Raw genomic sequence first — 20,760 nt, 5'->3', positions numbered from 1 at the left:
TGTCAATATCTCGCGACCCCGATCCGCCGCAGACGTGATCGACGCCACTACAGTCCGGCTCATGAACGAGCACCCGGCGGACCGTCGCCTCTGGACGTGGGTCGTCGTCCTGGGCCTGACCGGCCAGCTGGCCTGGACGGTCGAGAACATGTACCTGAACGTGTTCGTCTACGACACGATCACCGACTCTCCGATGGCGCTGGCGACGCTGGTCGCCGCCAGCGCTCTCGCCGCGACCGTGGCGACGCTGCTCGCCGGCGCGGCGTCGGACCGCAGCGGGCGGCGTCGCGAGCTGATCGCCGGCGGCTACGTCCTGTGGGGTGCCTGCACCGCAGCGTTCGGGCTGGTGAGCGTCGATGCCGCCGCGGCGCTGCTCCCGATGGTCGACGCCGTGACGGTCGCGATCGCGGTCATCATCCTGCTCGACTGCGTGATGAGTGTCCTCGGCGCGGCCGCCAACGACGCCGCGTTCAACGCCTGGGTCACCGACTCCACCCACCCCGGCAACCGAGGCCGCGTCGACGGCGTCCTCGCCACGATGCCGCTGCTCGCGATGCTGCTGGTTTTCGGGGCGCTCGACCCGCTCACCCGGGGTGGGCACTGGGTGCTGTTCTTCTCGGTCGTCGGGGGCGCCACGGCGGTGGTGGGCGTCGTCGCGTGGTTCGGGCTCCGCGAGACCCGCACGCCTCGACCGAGCGGCAGCTATCTGTCGTCGGTCGTCCACGGCCTGCGTCCGAGCACCGTGCGTGCACAGCCGAGGCTCTACCTGGCGCTGAGCGCGTGGGCGATCCTCGGCACGAGCACGCAGGTCTTCCTCCCGTACCTGATCATCTACGTCCAGCGCTACCTCGACATCGAGGGCTACGCGATCGTGCTGGCGTCGGTCCTGCTCGGCGCGGCCCTGGTCAGCGTCCTGGGTGGCCGTGTGCTCGACCGGGTCGGTCCGCCGCGGGCGATCCTGCCGGTCGCGGGGGCGTACGTCGTGGGCCTGCTCCTGATGTTCCCCGCGCGGGACATGCTCGCCGTGATCGGAGCCGGCATCGTGACGATGTCGGGATTCATGCTCGGTGTCGCCGCCATCTCCGCCACGGTCCGCAACCTGACGCCACCCGATCGCGCCGGCCAGGTGCAGGGCCTGCGGATGATCTTCGCGGTCCTGGTCCCGATGGTGGTCGGACCCTTCCTGGGCGCGGCGGTGATCGCCGGCGCCGACGAGACGTTCACCGAGCTGGGCGTCGTCAAGCAGGTGCCGAGCCCGTGGATCTTTCCCACGGCCGCCGTCGTCGTGCTGCTCATCGTGATCCCCGCCCGGATGCTGCGCACGATGGACTCGCGCCCGGCGACCCTGGAGCCGTCCGCATGATGACCACCTGGGGCGACGCCCTCGACCCGGACCGCGTGCTGCCGGAGCACCCGCGCCCCCAGCTCGTCCGCGACTCCTACGTCACCCTCAACGGTCGCTGGGAGCACACGTTCACCGCTGCGTCTGCGGACGCCGTACCGACCTCGTGGGACGGCGAGATCGTCGTGCCCTTCTCTCCCGAGGCGCCGCTGTCGGGGGTCGGCCGCACGCTGCAGCCCGACGAGGCGCTCTGGTACCGCCGTACGGTCCAGCTCCCCGACGGGTTCGTGCGTGACCGCGTGCTGCTGCACTTCGGCGCGGTCGACCAGGACTGCGAGGTGTGGGTCGACGGCACGCGCGTCGGTGAGCACCGCGGCGGCTATCTCCCCTTCACGCTGGACGTCACCGACGCCCTGACCGGCGACGTGCACGAGGTGGTGGTCCGCGTCCGCGACGTCACCGACACGTCGTGGCGCAGCCGCGGCAAGCAACGACTCGACCGCGGCGGCATCTGGTACACGCCGCAGTCGGGGATCTGGCAGACCGTCTGGCTCGAGTCGGTCCCGGCGCGGTGGGTCGACCGGCTCGTGCTCACGCCGCACCTGGAGAGCGGCGAGGTCGAGGTCTGCGTCGTCGCGGGCGGGCGCGGGGCGGGCGAGGCCGAGGTGTCGATCGGCGCGGCGGGCCGTACGGTCGTCGGCGCCGACGTGGCGGTCGGCGTGCCGACTCGGCTGAGCTTGGGCTCGGGCGTGCGCCCCTGGTCACCCGAGGACCCCTTCCTGTACGACGTCGAGGTCCGGCTCGGCGACGACCGTGTCACGAGCTACGTGGGGATGCGCTCCTTCGGGACAGGCCCCGACGCGCACGGCTGTACGCGCCTGCTGCTCAACGGCGAGCCATACCTCCACGCCGGTCTGCTCGACCAGGGCTACTGGCCGGACGGCCTCTACACCCCGCCGTCGGACGAGGCGATGGTCCACGACATCCGGACGGCCAAGGACCTCGGCTTCACGATGCTGCGCAAGCACATCAAGATCGAGCCGATGCGGTGGTACCACCACTGCGACCGGCTCGGCATGCTCGTCTGGCAGGACATGGTCAACGGCGGCCGCCGCTATCACCCCGCGGTGGTCACCGCGCCCGTCGTGCTGCCTGTCCGGCTGGACGACTCTCGCTACCGCGTGTTCGGACGCGAGGACGCGGACGGCCGTAAGGAGTTCCTGGAGGAGCTCGACACGACGGTCGCGCTGCTGCGCTCGGTCCCGAGCGTCGCGGCGTGGGTGCCGTTCAACGAGGGCTGGGGCCAGTTCGACGCCGACGCCGTCGCCCAGCGGGTCACCGCGCTCGACCCGAGCCGCCCCGTCGACCACGCGAGCGGCTGGTACGACCAGGGCGGCGGCGACATGGCGAGCAGGCACGTCTACTTCCGGCGCTACCGTCTCTCGCGTGCAGACACCGACGACCCGCGCGCGGCCGTGCTGTCGGAGTACGGCGGCTATTCCCATCGGGTGCCGGGACACGTCTGGGGCGACAAGGAGTTCGGCTACCGCAAGATCGCCGACCGCTCGTCGTTCGAGCGTGCCTACCTGCGCCTCCAGCACACCCAGGTGGGACCCGCCGTCGAGCAAGGGCTGACGGCCTTCGTCTACACCCAGCTCGCCGACGTGGAGGATGAGACCAACGGCTTGATGACGTACGACCGGAAGGTGCTCAAGGTGGACGCCGAAGCAGTACGAGAATCCAACCAGCGGCTGCGGCAGCGGCACGACCACGCGGCAGGTGGATCTGCACGCCCGCTGACCGTCGTCGAGCGGGAGATCACGGCGCCGGTGTCCCTGACGCTGCCCGACGGTCGTCTCAACCCCGACGCGGTCGGGTGGACGCGCACGCCTCTGATCACCACCGACGGCATCGGCCGTGGCCGCCTCGGCAAGGGGCGCAACAAGCGCTGGGAGTACTGGGCGGTGACGACCCCCACGCACGTGGTCGCCCTCGTGCTCTCCGACATCGACTACGCCGCCGTGCACGGCCTGTGGCTGCTGGACCGGACCACCGGCGAGACCATCGCGTACGACGCCATCGGCATCCTCGGCGGGAGCGCCACCCTGCCCGGCACGCTGGGGGCCGGTCCGGCCCGTGCCCGGACCAACAAGGTGCAGATCGCTCTCGACGAGGTCGACGGCGGGACGCGTCTCCGAGCCCGGACCGAGCGGGTGCAGGTCGACGTCGTCGCCCATCGACCCGAGGGACACGAGTCGCTCGGCGTCGTCGTGCCGTGGAGCGACCGTCTGTTCCAGTACACGGTCAAGGACGTGGCGCGTCCGGCGACCGGCAGGATCCGCGTCGACGGGGTCGCCTCCGACCTTCCCGACGGCGAGTCCTGGGCGACGCTGGACCACGGCCGCGGTCGCTGGCCGTACGCGATGCACTGGAACTGGGGTGCGGGGTCCGGTCGCACCGGCGGCCGGGTGATCGGGATCCAGGTCGGTGGGAAGTGGACCGACGGCACCGGGTCGGTGGAGAACGCGCTGGTCGTCGACGGGCACCTGTCGAAGATCAGCGAGGAGCTGGTGTGGAGCTACGACGTCGAGGACTGGATGGCGCCCTGGCGGATCACCGGTGGCACCGTCGACCTCACGTTCACGCCCTTCCACCTCAAGAGGTCCGTCACCGACCTCAAGGTCTTCTCGTCCCGGACGCACCAGTGCTTCGGCCACTGGAGCGGACGCGTCCAGGACGACACCGGGACCTGGGTCGAGGTCGACGGGCTCGTCGGATGGGCCGAGGACGTCCGCAACCGCTGGTGACGTCAGGACCCAGGTGACCGCTCGTTCACCGCCGCCGCTCCGAGCCGACACCACAACGCCGCCCACTGGGCCGGGGCGAGGTCGCGCGGCAGCGCCGCTCGGCCGACGGGCGCCTCGGCCAGCGCACGCCGGACGCCTCGCGCCGGCGTCCCGGTCACCCGTACGAGTATCTGCTCGAGTCCCCTCCCCCGGCCGGTGAACACCGCCCGCACGAACCGCTCGTACCGGGCGCGCTCGGTCGTCGGCACCAGCGGGTGCTCACGCCGCTCGACGGTGAGGATCCCGCCGTCGACACTCGGCATCGGGGTGAAGTGGCTCGCAGGCACACGGTGATGCAGATCGAAGGCGAACCACGGCGCGCTCTGCGCCGTCATCATGGTGCTCCCTCCGACACCGGACCTCTTGCGCGCCACCTCCCACTGCGTCACCAGGACGGCGTGCTGCCATCCCGGCGACCGCAGCAGGCGCCGCAGGATCGGGGTGGTCAGGTGGAACGGGACGTTGCCGACGACGACGGGACGGTCGAGCGGTACGTCGAGCGCGTCGCCCTGACGGACGGTGACCCCCGGCAGCCGCGCGCGAAGGCGCTCGACGCGACGACGGTCCAGGTCGACCGCGAGCAGGTCGCGTCCGAGGCCGGCGAGCGGACGCGTGAGGGCGCCGTCGCCGCTGCCGAGCTCGAGGATGGGGCCGTCCGTCGCACCGACGAGGGCGACGATGCGTTCGATGGTCGGACGGTGGTGGAGGAAGTTCTGGCCGAGCTCGTGCCGGCCGCCGTGAGGGGTGTGTGATCGCAAGGGAGCGCTCCAACCGCAGAGGAGTGGAGCACCCGGGAGCGGGTGGGGTCGCCGACGCGCTGCCGGGTGCGGGGCATCCGGAGGACGACGCGATCGAAGGTGAGGCGCCGCGCCGTCAGGAGCGGCGGGGACGGATCACGAGGGGGCACGCGAAGGCGAAGCACATGCGCGCCACCTTAGGAGGTCGGTGCCACCTCGTCACCCGGTTTTGGCGTCGACCGGCGGCCGGCGGTCGGGTGCCCAGGAGTCGCGCCCGTCACCCTCGATGGGGAGCGGCGGGCCGAGGACGACGTCGGGCCGCACGGTCGCCTCACCGAGCCCGCGGACCCGGGCGAGCAGCTCACGCACGTCGGCGCGCAGGGCGTTCGCGTCGCCGACGCCGAGGCCGTACGCCTCCAGCCCCGCGTTGCGGGCGAGGTCGACGGCCCGCGCGATGTGGAAGTCCTGCGTCACCACGACCGCGGTCGAGACGCCGAAGACCTCGCGAGCCCGCAGCATCGTGTGCCACGTGTTGAAGCCCGCGTAGTCGGTGAACACGTCCTCGGGCGGGACGCCGGCGGCCAGGACGGCGTCACGCATCGTGTCCGGCTCGTTGTAGGCGTGCGTGCCGTTGTCTCCCGAGACCAGGATCTTGTCGACCGTGCCCGCCCCGTACAGGGCCACCGCCGCGTCGACCCGCTGGCGCACGACCGCCCCGAGAGTACCGTCGGGTCGCACGAGCGAGCCGGGCACGATCGCCACCTGGGCGTGCGGAAGGTCGTCGGGATCGTCGACGATCCACTGGTCGGTGCGCGCCAGCACGACGGCGTTGGCGGTGCCGAGGAGGACGATGCCGGTCAGTCCGAGGACCCCGAGGACGACGACGGCCCGACGCGTGCGGTTCATGTCGGTCAGCGTAGGGGGCGGGCCGTCGGCCGTGTCATCGCCCGAGCCCCGACTCGATCGCGTACACGACCAGCTGCGCACGGTCGCGGGCGTGCAGCTTGACCATCGCCCGGCTCACGTGGGTCCGGACGGTGTCGGGGCTGACGACCAGCTCGTCGGCGATCTCCTGGTTCGAGCGACCGGTCGCGACCCAGCCGAGAATCTCGGTCTCGCGCTCGGTGAGGTCGCCGAGGCGGGGATGCGGACGCGACGCGGCCGACGTGCCCGCGAACCGCATGATGACGGTCCGCGTCACCGACGGGGCGAGCAGCGATCCCCCCTCCGCCACGACGCGGATCCCGTCGAGCAGGGCGGTGGGCTCGACGTCCTTGAGGAGGAACCCGCTGGCACCGTGCCGCAGGGCTTCGAAGACGTACTCGTCGAGCTCAAACGTCGTCAGCATCACGACCCGCACCCCGGCGAGTGCCGGGTCACGGGTGACCTCCTCGAGCAGCGCCAGTCCGTCGAGCACCGGCATCCGGACGTCGCACAGCACCACGTCGGGCCTCGTACGGCGGATCAGCGCGAGCCCGTCCCGACCGTCGGCCGCCTGCCCGACCAGCTCCAGGCCGTCCTCGGAGTCGACGAGGGTCGCCAGTCCCATCCGGACCAACGGCTGGTCGTCGACCAGCGCCACGCGGATCACGCGGGGTCCGGGAGGGTCGCGCGGACGACGAAGCCGCTGCCGCTGTCGTCGGCCGGCGTCACGTCCAGGGTGCCGCCGAGCTCGGCGACGCGTGCCCGCATGCCGGAGATCCCCATGCCCTCATCCTGGCCCTCTGCGGGTGCACCGCGTCCGTCGTCGCGCACGCTCACGACGACCGTCCCCGGCTCGCGCACGATCGCGACGACCGCCCGGCTCGCGTCCGCGTGACGCAAGGTGTTGGTCAGCCCCTCCTGCACCACGGCGTACGCGACCTCACCGATCCGGTCGTCGACCGCGCCAGGCTCGCCTTCGCGGTCGACCTCGAGGCCACCCGCGCGCACCCGCTCGATCAGCGCGTCCAGGTCGCGCAGTCCGCGCGCCGGGCGGCGAGCCGCCTCAGACTCAGCACCCGCCATGCGACCGAGCTCGGTCCGCAGCGCGTCCAGCGACTCACGGCTGGTGGCACGGATCGCCTCCAGACTCTCGCGGGCCTTCTCCGGGTCGCGGTCGAGCAGGTGCAGGGCGACTCCCGCCTGCATGGCGATCACGGCCAGCCCGTGCCCGACGCCGTCGTGCAGGTCCTGGGCCATGCGCAGCTGCTCCTCGCTCGCCGCGCGAGCGGTCCGGTCGGCGCGCGAGGCCTCGAGCTGGCTCACGACGGTGGCGACGGCACCGGCCGCCGCGACCACGGCGAGCAGTCCGATGGCCTGCCACACCTCCTGCGTCCGCTCCCCGTCCGTGACGAGCATCCGGAGGACGAGCGCGGTCGCCGCGAGGACGGCGGCGGCGGTGGCCCACGGCACCCACCGGTACGACGTCGCCCGCAGCACGGCCACGAAGGTCACCGTCGGGAGTGCCAGGAAGATCGGGCCGTCCGCGAATCCCGCGCCGAAGTAGACGGCCGTGCAGACACCGCTGGCCGCGACGGCCACCTCGGGTCGCCACGGGAGCACGGCCGGAAGGACGGCGAGCACCGCGACGATCACCGCGGCCGCGACCGCCCCGTGACCGGGGTCGACGTCGCGGTTGGCCGCAAAGGTGCCGAGCAGCACGACGGCCACCATCGCCCACCAGCCATGGGCGTTCGCCAGGACGCTGCGCCGGTCGCTCACGGGCCCGACGATAGACCGGCTAGAGCCCTGCGGCGTACGACCACGCGCGGCTCCGGCGTACGCGGATCCGCGTACGCCGGAGCCGCGACGCAGCGGACGCGACGCAGCACGCGAACGACGACCGTGGTGCCCATGAACGATCTGGTGGTGCAGACACACGGGCTGACCAAGAGGTACGGCGATCGACTCGCCGTCGACTCGGTCAGCATGACCGTGCGGAGGGGCGAGGTCTACGGATTCCTCGGCCCGAACGGGGCCGGCAAGACGACGACCCTGAGGATGATGCTCGGCCTGATCCGGCCGACGGCCGGCTCGGCGAGCGTCCTGGGGCGGCCGGCAGGTCGCCCCGACGTCATCGCGCAGGTGGGCGCCCTGGTCGAGGGGCCGGGCTTCTACCCGTACCTGTCGGGCCGCGAGAACCTGCGGACCTTGGCGCGCTACCGAGGACTCGGCGACGCGGCCGTGGACGCGGCATTGGAGCGCGTCGACCTCACCGACCGTGGGGGCGACCGGTTCAAGGCGTACTCGCTCGGCATGAAGCAGCGGCTCGGCGTCGCGTCCGCGCTCATGGGCGACCCGGAGCTGATCGTCCTCGACGAGCCGACCAACGGCCTCGACCCCGCCGGGATGGCCGACATGCGGGCACTCGTCGTCTCGCTCGCTCGAGGCGGGCAGACCGTGCTGCTGTCGAGCCACCTGCTCACCGAGGTGCAGGAGATCTGCGACCGCGTCGGTGTCATCAACGGCGGTCGGCTGCTCCGTGAGGCGCGCGTCGCCGAGCTCCGCGGGGAGGCGACCCTGCGGGTGCGCGCCACCCCGGAGGACACGGCGCTCGCGGTCGCGATGAAGGCAGCCGGTGACGACGCGGTGCACCGTACGCCGCACGGGTTGGAGCTCGACCTGAAACCGGCGGGCGCGCCGGCGCTCGTCCGCGACCTGGTCGCGGCGGGTGTCGACGTCCACGAGGTGTTCCCCACCGAGCGCAGCCTCGAGGAGGTCTTCTTCGAGATGACGACGACCACGCAGACGACGCCCGCACAGACGAAGGAGACGGTGGCATGACCACGCTGATCGACAACCCGGTCGTCCGCAGCACACGAGCAGAGGTTCTCCGGCTGCGCAGGTGGCCGGCGGTGTGGGTGCTGGTCGCCGTCTGGGTGACCCTGGCGCTGGTGTTCGGCTACCTGTTCCCGTACCTGTCGTACCGGACGGGCGACCTCAGCTTTGCCGGTGACGGCGACACGCGTGCGGGGCTGCTCGTCGAGATGCTGCCTCCCGCGCTCCCGGTCGTGCTCGTCCAGGGCCTGCCGATGTTCGGCGGCGCGCTGGCGCTGGTGCTCGGCGCGATCGTCGCCGGCAACGGCTATGGATGGGGCACGTGGAAGACCATCTTCACCCAAGGTCCGTCCCGTCCCGCCACGGTCGGTGGCTCGCTGGTCGCGCTCACGATCGCCGTCCTCGGCAGCCTCGCACTGACGCTGGTGCTGTTCGCCGGAGTCTCGCTCCTGGTCGCCGGCACCGAGTCGCAGGCCGTCACCTGGCCGTCGGCGGGTGCGCTCGCCGAGTCGTTCGGCGGTGGTTTCCTCGTCCTCGAGATGTGGGCGCTGCTCGGCTTCGCGCTCGGCACCGTGGCGCGCGGACCAGCGCTGGCGGTCGGTCTCGGTCTGGTTTGGGCCCTGGTCGTCGAGAACCTCCTCCGCGGGGTCGGCGCGCTGCTCGGCCCCGTCGAGGCGGTGACAGAGGTCCTGCCCGGGACGGCCGGCGGGTCGTTGGTCGGTGCGCTGATCGACGTCTCCGCCAACCCGAACGAGACCCCGGGCATCCTCGACGTCCTCTCGGGCGGCCAGGCGCTGACGACGGTGGCGGCCTACTGCGTCGGGCTCGTGGTCCTGGTCATCGTCCTGGTCCGTCGACGCGACGTCGCCTGAGCGGTCCTGCGTCCTGTGCAGGTCGTCCCGTACTCCCGGGACGACCTGCACAGGATCTTCACGAGTTCCCGGCCTCCCCTGCGCAGCGTCGAACCTAAGGTCGAGGCATGAACACGACGGCAGCACGCGTCCTGGTCGTCGAGGACGAACGCCTCATCAACCAGTCCGTCGCCGACCGACTGGTCGCCGAGGGCTTCGAGGTGCGTCAGGAGTACGACGGCCCGAGCGCCGTCGCGGCCGCGGCCGACTGGCTGCCGCACGTGGTGGTCCTCGACGTGATGCTTCCGGGGTACGACGGGCACGAGGTGTGCCGGCGCATCCAGGCCGAGCGACCGCTGCCCGTCCTCATGCTCACCGCTCGCGACGACGAGACCGACGTACTGGTGGGTCTGGGGGTCGGAGCCGACGACTACCTCACGAAGCCGTTCAGCATGCGGGAGCTCGTCGCTCGGGTCCGGGCGCTCCTCCGGCGCGTCGAGCGGGCGGCATCGCTCGCCGCCGGCGCCCCCGGTCCGCGCACGGTCGGACCGCTCGAGATCGACCACGCGCGCCGTCTGGTCCGCCGCGACGGCGAGCTGGTCCACCTCACACCGACGGAGTTCGACCTCCTGGTGTGCCTCGCGGCGACGCCCGGCACCGTCCTGACCCGTGAGCGGCTGCTGGCCGACGTGTGGGACTGGCCCGACGCAGCCGGCACCAGGACGGTCGACAGTCACGTGCGCTCCCTTCGCGGCAAGCTCGGCGCCGACGTCGTACGGACCGTCCACGGGGTCGGCTACGCCCTGGAGGTGACCTCGTGAGACCGCTCGACCGGTTGGGCTCGATCAAGACCAAGCTCGGCGTCCTCGTCGCGGTGACGGTCGCCGTCGCTGCCGTGCTCCCGCTCGCGGGCTCGCGCCTCGGCCTCGACCCGCTCGTGACCGTCCCCGCGACCGTCGCCGTCGCCCTGCTCCTCACCCAGCTCCTCGCCCGCGGGATGACGTCGCCGCTGAGGGAGATGACGGCGGCCGCGAGGACGATGGCAACCGGCGACTACTCCCGCCGGGTCACTGCGTCGTCACGTGACGAGGTCGGCGAGCTCTCCCGCGCGTTCAACACGATGGCCGCCGATCTCGAGGCCGTCGACCGACAGCGCCGCGACCTCGTCGCGAACGTCTCGCACGAGCTGCGAACGCCGGTCACCGCGCTGCGGGCGCTGCTCGAGAACCTCGCCGACGGTGTCGTCGAGCCTGACCCCGAGCAGCTGCGTACGGCGCTCGACCAGACCGAGCGGCTCAGCCACCTCGTGTCCGACCTGCTCGACCTGTCCCGCGTGGACGCCGGGATCAGTGCCCTCGACGCCCAGCCGATGGAGGTGCGGCCGTTCCTCGAGGACGCCGTCCGCGAAGCGACGTTGACCGGACGCCCGGTGCGGTTCACGGTGCAGGTCGAGCCGTCCGATCTCGTCGTGCGCGCCGACCGTGCACGCCTCCACCAGCTCACCGCGAACCTCCTCGACAACGCAGCGCGTCACAGCCCGGACCAGGGCACCGTGACCATCCGGGCGCACCCCGGCGAGGGCGGCATGGTGCTGGAGGTCTCCGACGAGGGGCCGGGCATCGCACCCGCGCAACGTACGGCCGTCTTCGAGCGCTTCACGACCGGCACCGGCGCCGGTCAGGACGACGGCGGCACCGGCCTCGGCCTGGCGATCGCACGCTGGGTGACCGACCTGCACGGCGGCACGATCGAGGTCGCCGACACCACGACCGGATGCCGCATCCGCGCCTGTCTCCCGGAGGGACGACTCCCATGACCATCCCCGCCTTTCCCGCTCCTGCACCTCCCGCCAAGCCCACGCCCGCGTTCGACGTCTTCTTCGGTGACCTCTGGCCCGAGAAGTCGCTTGCGGCCCGTCCCCGGCTCGTCGCTGCGGTGGCGGCGGTGGGTGTGCTGGCCGCGCTCGTGCTGCCCCACCGGCAGCTAGGGCTCGGCACCTTCCTGGTCCTGGTGAGCGTGTGCGCCGTCGTCGCCCTCGCCGACCCGCACCTCCGTCGCCCGTACCATCTCGTCTCGGCCGCGCTGATCCTTCTCCTGCTGTCCACGCTCTTCCTGCGGGCCGCGGAGTGGCTCAGCCTCCTGTGCCTGCTCACGGCGTTCGTCGTCGGAGCCACCTCTCTCGGAGGAGCCCGGTCGGTCACCGGGATCGTCGCGTCGACCGGTCTGGTTCCGATCGGCTCGGTGCGCGGGCTGCCGTGGGTGGGGAGGTCGGTCGCACGGGGTCGGGGCGCACGGACGTGGGTGCCGGTCGTCCGGACCGTCCTGCTCTCCGTGGTCGCCGTCGTCGTCTTCGTCGCACTCTTCGCCTCGGCGGACGCGCTGTTCGCCCGGTGGGTGGACGCTCTCGTGCCCGACCTGACGCTGGCCGACACGCCCGCCCGGGCGTTCGCCGGGCTGGCGCTGGCCGCGCTGACCCTGGCCGGCGTGTACGCCGCGCTCAACCCGCCGCTGGTCGAGCGCCTCGCGCCGCCGCCGGGACCGCCGGTCGCTCGGCGCTTCGAGTGGCTGGTCCCGGTGTCCCTGGTGGTCGCGGTGTTCGGCCTGTTCGTGACCGCGCAGCTCACGGTGATGTTCGGCGGTCACGGCTACCTCCGCCGGACGACCGGACTCACCTACGCCGAGTACGTGCACCAGGGCTTCGGCCAGCTCACGGTCGCGACGATGCTCACGCTCGGGGTCGTCGCGCTCACCGCGCGCAAGGCGTCACGTGCCCGGGCGCGCGACCGGCTGCTGCTGCGCGTCGTCCTCGGCGCGCTCTGCCTGCTGACGCTGATCGTCGTCGTGTCCGCGCTCTCCCGCATGCACGTCTACGAGGAGGCGTACGGATTCACACGCCTGCGGCTGCTGGTGTCGTTCTTCGAGGGTTGGCTCGGCCTCGTCCTCGCCCTGGTCGTCGCCGCGGGGGTGCGCCTGTCGGGGTGGTGGGTGCCGCGCGCGGCGCTCCTCTCCGGAGCCTCGGTCCTGGTCGTCCTGGCGGCGATCAATCCCGACGCCTACATCGCCGAGCGCAACATCGCGCGCTACGAGAGCACCGGCAAGGTCGACTGGCACTACCTCTCTCAGCTCTCCGACGACGCGACACCCGTGCTCGCGGGGTTGCCCGCCGAGGTCCGCGGGTGCGCCACGGTCCGCCCTCCGCAGGCGGGCGACTGGCTGGCCTGGAACCTCGGCCGGGCGCGTGCGAGCGAAGTCTGGACTCCCAGTCTCGACAGCGGCGTCGTCTGTCCGAGCTGACCGGTCACCCCTCGGTGCACCGGAATCCGGTCATGGCGGCTTGTAGATCAGATATGATAGACAGGCTGATCTCGGCCGGCGAAGGTCCCGATGCCGGCCGGTCAGGACGACGAAGGAGCCACCGTGAGCACGCACCTGAACATGGCGACCGGGATCCGCGAGTTCGGACGGGCGACACCGCGCCGGACCGCGGTCGTCGACGGTGACCGGTCGCTGACGTTCGCCGGGCTCGACGAGCGGTCGAACCGGCTCGCGTCCGGCCTCCTCGCTCACGGCCTGCGGCCCGGCGACCCCGTCGCCGTCCTCAGCGGCAACCGCATGGAGTACTTCGAGATCGCCGCCGCGCTCGCCAAGGCCGGTCTGCCGATGGTCCCGCTCAACCCGCGCAACCAGGCCTCCGACAACGCCTACATCCTCGGGCACTGCGAGGCGCGCGCTCTGCTGATGGACGATGCGCTCGCGGCCGGCGCAGGGTCGCTCGTCGAGGAGCTCGACACGGTGATCTCCTTCCACGGTGGCTTCGGCCTCGACTACGAGACGTTCCTGGCGGAGTCGCGTGCGGTCGACCCGCGCATCGCCGTCGACGAGAACGACACCTTCTGCATCACCTACACCTCCGGGACGACCGGGCTCCCCAAGGGCGTGATCCTCACCCACCGCGGACGCGTCCTCACCAACTACGCCTCGGCGATCGAGTGGGGTCTCGGGCCTTCCACGTCGACGATGGCGGTCGCGCCGCTTTACCACGGAGCCGGGTTCGCCTTCGCCTACGCCGGCCCTCAGCTGGGAGGGACCACCACGGTCCTGACGTCGTGGGACCCCGAGCGATTCCTCGCCGGGATGGCCGAGCAGAAGGTCAGCACCGTCTTCCTGGTCCCGACCCATGCCCAGCAGATCCGGCGGATGGTCGAGGAGCCGACGCGCGCCTACGACCTGTCCGCCCTGCAGACGCTCTACTTCAACGCCGCCGCCCTGCCGATGGAGCTGAAGGCCTGGGTGCACGAGGCGTTCCCCGGCGTGGGCGTCCACGAGCTGTACGGGTCGACCGAGTGCTCGGTCGTCACCGACCTGCGTCCGGAGGACTCGCTGCGCAAGCCCGGAAGCGTCGGGCACCCGTGGTTCATGAACGAGGTCCGCCTCCTCGACGACGACGGCCAGGAGGTCGGGCCGGGAGAGCCCGGCGAGCTGTTCGCACGCTCGCCTCTGCTGATGAAGGGATACCTCAAGAACGAGGAGGCCACCCGGGAGGCGACGACCGACGACGGGTTCGTCACGGTCGGCGACATCGCGGTCCGCGACGAGGAGGGCTTCCTCTCGATCGTCGACCGCAAGAAGGACATGATCATCGCCGGCGGCGTCAACATCTTCCCGCGAGAGATCGAAGAGGTCGTCGCCCGGCACCCCGAGGTCGACGACGTCGCCGTCGTCGGCGTCCCCGACGAGGTGTACGGCGAGCGGGTGGCGGCCTTCCTCGTCGCGCGCCGCGGCACCACCGTCGACCTGGCCGGGCTCGAGGAGCACGTCCGGGCCGGCGTGGCGAAGTTCAAGGTGCCTCGCGAGTGGCACCTGGTCGACGAGCTCCCCCGCAACCCCAGCGGCAAGATCCTCAAGCGCGACATCCGCGACCAGTACCTCGCCCAGCAGGGCACGACCTCAGCGTGACGCTGCCTGGCAGGGTGGGCCCATGACCAAGGACGTGCTCATCGCCGGGCTCGCGGCGCGCCGCTCTCGAGCAGACCACGGCCCGGACGGCGTGACCCCCGGCCGGGTCCGCAACGCCTACCAGCAGGTGGCCGACCAGCTGCTCGACCTGATCCTGGACGGCACCCTCAAGGCGGGCGACCGGCTGCCCAACGAGGCCGAGCTGTCGTCGATCTTCGGGGTCAGCCGCAGCACCGTGCGCGAGGCCCTGCGGGCCCTGGCGTCGCGAGATCTCCTGGAGACCGCACGCGGCACGACCGGCGGCACGTTCGTCCGCCGCGTCGAGCTCCGCCAGGTCAGCAGCTATCTCGAGACCAGCCTCGGGCTCATGTCGGGCAGCGCCGACATCGACGTCGAGCAGATGCTCGAGGCGCGAGAGATCCTCGAGGTCCCGGCGGCCAGGCTGGCCGCCGAACGCCGGCAGGAGGACGACCTGACCGCGTTGAGAGAGGCGGTCGAGCGCGAGCGGCAACGACGCGGGCGGGGACGCCGCTTCGAGGAGCACCGCCACTTCCACGCGCTGGTGCTCCAGTGCTCGGGCAACGCTCTGCTGGAGGTGATGACGGAGCCGGTCTTCGGCGTCCTGCAGTCGACGTTCCTCGACCCCGACGTCGACCCCCACTTCTGGACCGACGTCGATCACGACCACGAGACGATCCTCGCCGCGATCGAGGCGGGCGACGCCAACGCTGCCGGCCGGGCGATGAGCGAGCACCTGGGGCGACTCCGCGGCAGCTATCGCGACCCACGCCCGGACCAGCGCTGAGCAACCGACGCCTTGACCTTGAATCGTCTGACATTTAGGGTCCAGGCAGCACGCAACTTCGACCGAGAGGGTGACGATGAGTCACAAGCAGGGATGGACCGGACGATTCTTCGAGGACTTCGAGATCGGTGACGTCTATCAGCACCCGCTCGGCCGGACGGTGACCGAGAACGACAACACCTGGTTCTCGCTGCTCACGATGAACACCAACCAGATGCACTTCAACACCGAGTACGCCAAGAAGTCCGAGTTCGAGAAGCCGCTGGTCGTCTCCACGCTGACGGTCGCCATCGCGGTCGGCCAGAGCGTCACCGACATCACCCAGAACGCGTTCGCCAACCTCGGCTGGGACGAGATCCGGATGACACACCCCGTCTTCGCCGGCGACACCCTGTTCAGCGAGTCGCTGGTGCTCGAGAAGCGGGAGTCGGCCAGCCGTCCGCACGCCGGCATCGTCACCGTGCGGACCCGGACCCTCAACCAGGACGGCGACGAGGTCTGCTCCTTCAAGAGGACCTTCTACGTCTACCGCCGCGGCGCCGAGCAGGTCGAAGACACGTTCCCCGCGGGCAAGACGCCGCTGTCGCTCGACACCGAGAGCGCTCGATGAGCCTGCGGATCACCTACCAGCCCTGGGGCGAGACCCTCGCCGAGCTGGTCGAGGCGGGGCGGCGGGCGGAGGATGCCGGAGCCGAGGTGCTGTGGAGCTCCGAGCTGCACCGCAGCGCGACCGTGACCGCGGCGGCACTCGCCACCGGCACCCGTACGGCACGCGTCGGCACCGCGATCACGCTCGCCTTCACCCGCAGCCCGATGATCACCGCCCTCGAGGCCCTCGACCTCGACGAACTCTCCGGCGGGCGGTTCGTCCTCGGGCTCGGCACCGGTGTCCAGCGCCTCAACGAGGACTGGCACAACGTCACCTTCGGCAAGCCGGTCCCCCACCTGCGCGAGACCGTGCGCAACATCCGGCTGTTCTGGGAGAAGTCGACCAGCGGCGAGACGATGGAGGCCGAGGGCGACTGGGAGCCCATGCGGATCCGCGGCTACGAGCGTCCGTTCGCCGTCACCCGACCCGACATCCCCGTCTACCTGGCGGCGATGGGTCCCTTCATGATGCGGCTGGCGGGCCAGATCGCCGACGGGTGGATCAGCCACGAGCTGTGCTCGCCGAAGTACCTCGCCGAGCGGCTGCTGCCCGAGCTGGAGACCGGCATCGCGCGCGCCGAGGGCAAGACCCGTGACGATCTCGACGTCGTCGTGTCGGCGTGCTGCTCCGTCGACACCGACGGTGGCCGGGCACGCCGCCGGGCCGCCGGCGGCGTCGGGTTCTACGCCACCGTCAAGACGTACGCGGAGATGTTCGAGTTCCACGGCCTCGGCGATGCTCAGCAGCGGGTGATTGAGACCTTCCGCGCCGGGACCGGCGCCGACTACCTCGCCGACGTCGTCGGCGACGAGATGGTCGACGCGCTCACCCTCGCCGGGACGCGTGACGAGGTCGTCGCCCGGGTCGCCGAGTACGACGGCGTGGCCGACTCGGTCAAGCTCAGCCCACCCACCCACGGCATCGATGCTGCGGAGACCCGTACGGCCCAGGCCGCGATCATCGACATGATCGCCGAGTTCACAGGAGCACGTCGATGAAGCCGCTCGAGGACATCCGCGTCATCGCCGTCGAGCAGTACGGCGCCGGGCCCTTCGGCAGCGTCCATCTCGCCGACCTCGGTGCCGAGATCATCAAGATCGAGGACCCACGCGCCGGGGGCGACGTGGGGCGGTACGTGCCGCCGTACGCCGACGGTGAGGACTCGCTGTTCTTCGAGACGTTCAACCGCAACAAGCGCAGCCTCTCGCTGGACCTGACGACCGAGGCCGGCCGGGAGGTGTTCGAGGACCTCGTCAAGGTCTCCGACGTCGTCTATTCCAACCTGCGCGGCGACGTGCCGGCCAAGATGCGGATCACCTACGACGACCTCAAGCACCTCAACCCGGCCATCGTGTGCGTGTCGCTGACCGGCTTCGGGATGACCGGGCCGCGCAGCACCGAGCCCGGCTACGACTACATCCTCCAGGGCCTGGCCGGCTGGATGGACCTCACCGGTGAGCCAAACGGTCCTCCGACGAAGTCGGGGCTGTCCATGGTCGACTACTCCGGCGGGTTCGTCGCCGCCCTGTCGCTGCTCGCCGGCGTGCACGCCGCACGTCGCGACGGTGTCGGGATGGACTGTGACGTCAGCCTCTACGACACCGCGATCGCGATGCTGACCTACCCGGCGACCTGGCACCTCAACGCCGGCTTCACCCCGGAGCGCACCCGTCACTCCGCCCACCCGTCGCTCGTGCCGTTCCAGGTGTTCGAGGCCTCCGACGGCTGGCTGGTCGTCGGCTGTGCCAAGGAGAAGTTCTGGACGCGACTGGCGGCCGTCGTCGGACACCCCGAGTGGGCCGAGCACGGGTCGCCGTACGGGACGTTCGCGTCGCGCCGGGAGAACCGTGACGAGCTGGTGAAGACGCTCGAGGACATCTTCCGCGGCCGTACGGTCGACGAGTGGCTGCCCGAGCTCTATGCCGCGTCGATCCCCTGCGGGCCGATCAACGACGTGGAGGCGGCGCTCACCGAGGAGCACACCCGGGCGCGCAACCTCGTGGTCACCACCGACCACCCCCGCTACGGGTCGCTCGAGCAGCTCGCGTCGCCCGTCCGGGTTGGATCGGAGACACCCGACTACCGCCGGGCACCGCAGCGCGGTGAGGACCTCGACGCGATCGCCACCGAGATCCTCAAGCTGTCGGCCGCCGACGTCGCGGCGCTCCGGCGCCGTGGTGCCTTCGGCGACGAGCCCGAGGGGCAGGACCCGGACGCGACGGCGGCAGCAGCACGATGAGCACCGCTCGCACGCTCGCACACTGGGGACTGCAACCTGTCGGCGCGCCCGGTGACGTCGAGCAGGCGGCCCTCTGCCACCTCCTCGACGGCCTCGGCGCCGCCCTCGCCGCCCGCCGGTACGGCAGCGTGGAGGCCGCGGTCGAGGTCGCCGCCGGCCTCGGCGGCCCCCCGGAGGCGAACGTCATCGGAGTCGCCGCGCCCGTCGGTGCTCCGGCAGCGGCGCTGGCCAACGGGGCGATGGTCCACGGTCTCGACTTCGACGACACCCACGCCGGCGGTCTCGTCCACGCCACCGCGGTCGTCCTCCCGGCCGCCTTCGCGGTCGGGCAGCAGGTCGGCGCGAGTGGCCGTGAGGTCCTGGACGCCGCCCTCGTCGGCTACGAGACCGTCTGCCGGGTGGCCGCCGCCGCGCCGCACGGGTTCCACGCGCGCGGCCTCCACGCCACGATGGTCGCCGGCGTCTTCTCCTCGGCGCTCGTGGCCGCGCGGCTCCTCGGACTCGACGAGGACGCGGCGACCGACGCACTCGGCATCGCCGGCAGCCAGGCCGGCGGGCTCCTCGCGTTCCTCGGCACCGACGCCAGCACCAAGCAGCTGCACCCGGGCCTCGCGTCCCACTCCGGGATCCTCGCGGCGCGCCTCGCGGCCGCCGGCGCGAGCGGGCCGGACACCGTGCTCGACGGGCCGCACGGGGTCTACGACGCCCTGTCCGCCGTCGAGGCCGATCCTGGGTCGGTCGTCGCGGCGCTGGGCGAGCGGTGGGAGACGGTCAGGATCGGGATCAAGCCCTACCCAGCATGCCAGCTCATGCACGCCACCCTGGACGCCGTCGCCGACGCCGCCGCGACGGCGCCGTTCGACGCGACGCAGGTCGCCGCCGTCGTCGCCGACGTCCATCCGGACTCTGCTCCGACCGTCTGCGACGAGCGCCGTGACCTCGCTAGACCAGGGTCGCCGTACGCAGCGAAGTTCTCGCTCCCCTGGACCACCGCGGCGATGATCGTCGACGGCGCGGTCGGTCTCGCGACGTACGAGGGCGACTCGCTCGCACGCCCGGAGGTCGCCGCCCTCGCGGAGAAGGTCTCGTGGCAGACGAGCGCGCGTGCCGGCCACGCGGCGGACGCTCCGGGTCGGGTCGTCGTCCGGCTCGTCGACGGCCGCGAGATCACGGGGACCGTCACGGCCAGCTCGGGCACCACCGCGAACCCGATGTCGGTCGGGCAGATCCGTGACAAGTTTCTCGCCAACGCGGGGCCCGGCGGCGACGAGGTGGTCGACGTCGTCACCCACCTGGCCGACCAGCCGTCCCTCGATGGTCTGTTCGCAGCGCTCCACACCGCATCGGTCCCAGGAGGCCACCCATGACGCTCAGCGCCATCCGCCCACCGTCGTTCCCGTGGTTCCCGTACGAGGGGTTCACCTTCTGCCTGGGACTGGCCGAGGGCGAGACCGCGTGGACGTCGGGGCACACCGCCGCGTCGCACGACCCGGCGATCGGCAAGATGACGGTCGGCGGCAGCATGGAGCAGCAGGCGCGGACCGCGTACGAGAAGGTCCTGACCATCCTCGCGGGCGCAGGCCTCGGCCCCGGTGACGTCACCCGCATCACCGAGAACGTCACGCTGGCCGGGCTGCCCGAGTACGAGGCGGCCGCCGCCGTACGGCGTGAGCTCTTCGGCGAGCACCAACCGACGCTGCGCACGGTCGTCGTCGACCGCCTCGTGCGGCGCGCCGCGCTCCTCGAGGTCGAGCTGCACGCGGTCGCCGGTGGCGGGAAGGAGCTGCGCGCCGCCAGCGAGGCTCGCGATGCCGGGACGTGGGCGGCCTCGCCCGTCCGCGAGGGCCACGACGGCGCGGTGTACCTGCCGACCATGATCCCGGTCGACGCCTCCGGAGAGGTGGTCGCACCCGGCGACTTCGTCGGCCAGTACCGCTACTGCCTCGAGCAGGCCGACGTGCTGCTGCGGCAGGCCGGGCTGTCGCTGGACGACGCCGTCACCACCTACGACTACTCCACGCCCGAGACCCGGTCGGTGTACCGGAAGACGCACCGCGTCCGCAAGGAGCTGCTCGGCGGCGCCGGCGTCTATCCGGGGGCCGGCGGGATCCTCATGAGCCGGCTGCACCACCCCGGTCAGCTCGTCGCGATCGACGTCACCGCCTCCCGTCATCCGCTCGAGCTGGTCAACCCCGGCTGGTCGCGCTACGACACGCTGACGTACGCCCCGGGCGTGCGCGCCGGGCGCACCCTCTACATGTCCGGGTTCGCGGCGCTCGACATGGAGACGCAGGAGGCCCTGCACCCCGACGACATCGGTGCGCAGGCCGAGGCGACGTACGGCGCGATCCTCCACCTGCTCAAGCACGAGGGCCTCGACGCCACCCACCTGCTCGAGACCACCGAGTACTGCGTCGAGTCGGCCCTCCCGGACTACCGTGCCGTGGCCGCCGTGCGCGAACGCCTCCTCTCCCCACCGTGGCCCGCGTCGACCGGTGCGATCTGCGCGGGGCTGCTGCGACCCGAGTTCCTCCTCGAGGTGTTCCCGACCGCGCTCTACCCCGAGGAGGGCTGAC

General features: G+C 71.7%; 18 protein-coding genes. 14 read left to right on the top strand and 4 right to left on the bottom strand.

Going from position 1 to position 20,760, the window contains the following annotated elements; translation table 11 throughout:
• Nucleotides 1-61 precede the first annotated feature (61 nt).
• Entirely contained in the window at nucleotides 62-1,363 is a 1,302-nt protein-coding gene (locus KV100_RS00865; RefSeq protein WP_220341030.1) for an MFS transporter, read from the top strand.
• Nucleotides 1,363-4,149: a DUF2804 family protein gene (locus KV100_RS00860; RefSeq protein WP_220341029.1), complete on the top strand. Its 2,787-nt coding sequence runs from the start codon at nucleotides 1,363-1,365 to the stop codon at nucleotides 4,147-4,149. Before KV100_RS00865 ends, KV100_RS00860 begins: the two co-directional genes overlap by 1 nt.
• A gap of 2 nt (nucleotides 4,150-4,151) precedes the next feature.
• Here KV100_RS00860 and erm read toward each other — a convergent pair whose 3' ends face one another.
• The 4 genes from erm to KV100_RS19965 all read right to left on the bottom strand — a co-directional run bounded on the left by erm (nucleotide 4,152) and on the right by KV100_RS19965 (nucleotide 7,628).
• Nucleotides 4,152-4,946 carry a 23S ribosomal RNA methyltransferase Erm gene (gene erm, locus KV100_RS00855; protein ID WP_220341028.1) on the bottom strand — a complete coding sequence of 265 codons (795 nt, stop codon included), beginning with the start codon at nucleotides 4,944-4,946 and terminating at the stop codon, nucleotides 4,152-4,154.
• Between the two features lie 198 nt (nucleotides 4,947-5,144).
• Nucleotides 5,145-5,831, bottom strand: a complete 687-nt coding sequence (locus tag KV100_RS00850) for a vancomycin high temperature exclusion protein (RefSeq protein ID WP_220341027.1) — start codon at nucleotides 5,829-5,831, stop codon at nucleotides 5,145-5,147.
• A gap of 34 nt (nucleotides 5,832-5,865) precedes the next feature.
• The gene (locus tag KV100_RS00845) at nucleotides 5,866-6,516 is read right to left on the bottom strand and encodes a response regulator transcription factor (RefSeq protein WP_220341026.1); all 651 of its coding nucleotides are present in this window, start codon (nucleotides 6,514-6,516) and stop codon (nucleotides 5,866-5,868) included.
• Nucleotides 6,513-7,628: a sensor histidine kinase gene (locus KV100_RS19965; protein WP_220341025.1), complete on the bottom strand. Its 1,116-nt coding sequence runs from the start codon at nucleotides 7,626-7,628 to the stop codon at nucleotides 6,513-6,515. The genes KV100_RS00845 and KV100_RS19965 overlap by 4 nt, the downstream gene beginning before the upstream one ends.
• Nucleotides 7,629-7,760: 132 nt before the next feature.
• Between KV100_RS19965 and KV100_RS00835 the strand changes: the two genes are divergently transcribed.
• From KV100_RS00835 to KV100_RS00780, 12 genes are all read left to right on the top strand, one after another.
• A complete protein-coding gene (locus tag KV100_RS00835; protein ID WP_220341024.1) occupies nucleotides 7,761-8,690 on the top strand; it encodes an ABC transporter ATP-binding protein in 930 nt (309 codons plus the stop codon).
• Nucleotides 8,687-9,556, top strand: a complete 870-nt coding sequence (locus KV100_RS00830; protein ID WP_220341023.1) for an ABC transporter permease — start codon at nucleotides 8,687-8,689, stop codon at nucleotides 9,554-9,556. Before KV100_RS00835 ends, KV100_RS00830 begins: the two co-directional genes overlap by 4 nt.
• Nucleotides 9,557-9,663: 107 nt before the next feature.
• A complete protein-coding gene (locus tag KV100_RS00825; RefSeq protein ID WP_220341022.1) occupies nucleotides 9,664-10,356 on the top strand; it encodes a response regulator transcription factor in 693 nt (230 codons plus the stop codon).
• Nucleotides 10,353-11,351, top strand: coding sequence for an ATP-binding protein (locus KV100_RS00820; RefSeq protein WP_220342575.1), 999 nt, complete (start codon nucleotides 10,353-10,355; stop codon nucleotides 11,349-11,351). Before KV100_RS00825 ends, KV100_RS00820 begins: the two co-directional genes overlap by 4 nt.
• Nucleotides 11,348-12,829, top strand: coding sequence for a DUF4153 domain-containing protein (locus KV100_RS00815; RefSeq protein ID WP_220341021.1), 1,482 nt, complete (start codon nucleotides 11,348-11,350; stop codon nucleotides 12,827-12,829). Before KV100_RS00820 ends, KV100_RS00815 begins: the two co-directional genes overlap by 4 nt.
• Nucleotides 12,830-12,952: 123 nt before the next feature.
• A complete protein-coding gene (locus tag KV100_RS00810; protein WP_308291316.1) occupies nucleotides 12,953-14,491 on the top strand; it encodes an AMP-binding protein in 1,539 nt (512 codons plus the stop codon).
• A gap of 22 nt (nucleotides 14,492-14,513) precedes the next feature.
• The gene (locus KV100_RS00805) at nucleotides 14,514-15,296 is read left to right on the top strand and encodes a FadR/GntR family transcriptional regulator (protein WP_220341019.1); all 783 of its coding nucleotides are present in this window, start codon (nucleotides 14,514-14,516) and stop codon (nucleotides 15,294-15,296) included.
• A 76-nt stretch (nucleotides 15,297-15,372) separates the two neighbouring features.
• Nucleotides 15,373-15,906 carry a MaoC family dehydratase gene (locus KV100_RS00800; RefSeq protein WP_220341018.1) on the top strand — a complete coding sequence of 178 codons (534 nt, stop codon included), beginning with the start codon at nucleotides 15,373-15,375 and terminating at the stop codon, nucleotides 15,904-15,906.
• Nucleotides 15,903-16,943 carry an LLM class flavin-dependent oxidoreductase gene (locus tag KV100_RS00795; RefSeq protein ID WP_255565882.1) on the top strand — a complete coding sequence of 347 codons (1,041 nt, stop codon included), beginning with the start codon at nucleotides 15,903-15,905 and terminating at the stop codon, nucleotides 16,941-16,943. Before KV100_RS00800 ends, KV100_RS00795 begins: the two co-directional genes overlap by 4 nt.
• Nucleotides 16,940-18,184, top strand: coding sequence for a CaiB/BaiF CoA-transferase family protein (locus KV100_RS00790; RefSeq protein ID WP_220341017.1), 1,245 nt, complete (start codon nucleotides 16,940-16,942; stop codon nucleotides 18,182-18,184). Before KV100_RS00795 ends, KV100_RS00790 begins: the two co-directional genes overlap by 4 nt.
• On the top strand, nucleotides 18,181-19,551 hold the full coding sequence (locus tag KV100_RS00785) for an MmgE/PrpD family protein (RefSeq protein WP_220341016.1): 1,371 nt from the start codon (nucleotides 18,181-18,183) through the stop codon (nucleotides 19,549-19,551). Before KV100_RS00790 ends, KV100_RS00785 begins: the two co-directional genes overlap by 4 nt.
• Nucleotides 19,548-20,759 carry a Rid family hydrolase gene (locus tag KV100_RS00780; protein WP_220341015.1) on the top strand — a complete coding sequence of 404 codons (1,212 nt, stop codon included), beginning with the start codon at nucleotides 19,548-19,550 and terminating at the stop codon, nucleotides 20,757-20,759. Before KV100_RS00785 ends, KV100_RS00780 begins: the two co-directional genes overlap by 4 nt.
• Nucleotide 20,760 lies beyond the last annotated feature (1 nt).

This window comes from Mumia sp. zg.B21 (assembly GCF_019550855.1).
GTDB lineage: Bacteria > Actinomycetota > Actinomycetes > Propionibacteriales > Nocardioidaceae > Mumia.
The sequence above is the reverse complement of the archived record's forward strand: the minus strand, read 5'-3'. Positions and strand labels throughout refer to the sequence as shown.

Bases quoted from the DNA above. Each gene is read 5' to 3' on its own strand.
- KV100_RS00825 (WP_220341022.1), top strand. From the start codon at position 9,664: ATGAACACGACGGCAGCACGCGTCCTGGTCGTCGAGGACGAACGCCTC.
- KV100_RS00830 (WP_220341023.1), top strand. From the start codon at position 8,687: ATGACCACGCTGATCGACAACCCGGTCGTCCGCAGCACACGAGCAGAG.
- KV100_RS00860 (WP_220341029.1), top strand. From the start codon at position 1,363: ATGACCACCTGGGGCGACGCCCTCGACCCGGACCGCGTGCTGCCGGAG.
- KV100_RS00785 (WP_220341016.1), top strand. From the start codon at position 18,181: ATGAGCACCGCTCGCACGCTCGCACACTGGGGACTGCAACCTGTCGGC.
- KV100_RS00795 (WP_255565882.1), top strand. From the start codon at position 15,903: ATGAGCCTGCGGATCACCTACCAGCCCTGGGGCGAGACCCTCGCCGAG.
- KV100_RS00800 (WP_220341018.1), top strand. From the start codon at position 15,373: ATGAGTCACAAGCAGGGATGGACCGGACGATTCTTCGAGGACTTCGAG.
- KV100_RS00780 (WP_220341015.1), top strand. From the start codon at position 19,548: ATGACGCTCAGCGCCATCCGCCCACCGTCGTTCCCGTGGTTCCCGTAC.
- KV100_RS00805 (WP_220341019.1), top strand. From the start codon at position 14,514: ATGACCAAGGACGTGCTCATCGCCGGGCTCGCGGCGCGCCGCTCTCGA.
- KV100_RS00790 (WP_220341017.1), top strand. From the start codon at position 16,940: ATGAAGCCGCTCGAGGACATCCGCGTCATCGCCGTCGAGCAGTACGGC.
- KV100_RS00815 (WP_220341021.1), top strand. From the start codon at position 11,348: ATGACCATCCCCGCCTTTCCCGCTCCTGCACCTCCCGCCAAGCCCACG.
- KV100_RS00835 (WP_220341024.1), top strand. From the start codon at position 7,761: ATGAACGATCTGGTGGTGCAGACACACGGGCTGACCAAGAGGTACGGC.
- KV100_RS00865 (WP_220341030.1), top strand. From the start codon at position 62: ATGAACGAGCACCCGGCGGACCGTCGCCTCTGGACGTGGGTCGTCGTC.
- KV100_RS00850 (WP_220341027.1), bottom strand. From the start codon at position 5,831: ATGAACCGCACGCGTCGGGCCGTCGTCGTCCTCGGGGTCCTCGGACTG.